Source organism: Sphingobacterium sp. B16(2022) (assembly GCF_012030425.1).
Classification (GTDB): Bacteria; Bacteroidota; Bacteroidia; order Sphingobacteriales; family Sphingobacteriaceae; genus Sphingobacterium; species Sphingobacterium anhuiense.
The window spans coordinates 1-255 of record NZ_JAAUVN010000028.1 but is presented as its reverse complement, the minus strand read 5'-3'; the positions used below and the strand labels follow the sequence as shown (position 1 = coordinate 255).

General features: G+C 46.7%; 1 protein-coding gene. It reads right to left on the bottom strand.

The genetic code is table 11. From position 1 onward, the window contains the following. The coding region (locus tag HCX49_RS25300; protein WP_168128477.1) for an IS3 family transposase at positions 1-255 on the bottom strand (255 nt) is incomplete at both ends.

Below are 255 nucleotides of genomic sequence, written 5' to 3'. Positions count from 1 at the left end.
ACTCAGTAATATCCGTGGCCCATTTTTGCAAAGGCCCCTCAGCCTGGAATTTCCTGTTGAGGATATTGGGGGCGATCTTGCCCGGTTCACCCCGGTATGACCTGTATTTCTTTATCCTGATCAGACTCTTCAAACCCATTTCCCTCATTAATCTAAGAATGGTCTTATGATTGATATCCACTCCATCCCGTTTGAGCTGCAGGGTAATGCGGCGATAGCCAAAGCGGCCCTTATGTACATGGTAAACTTTGTTGA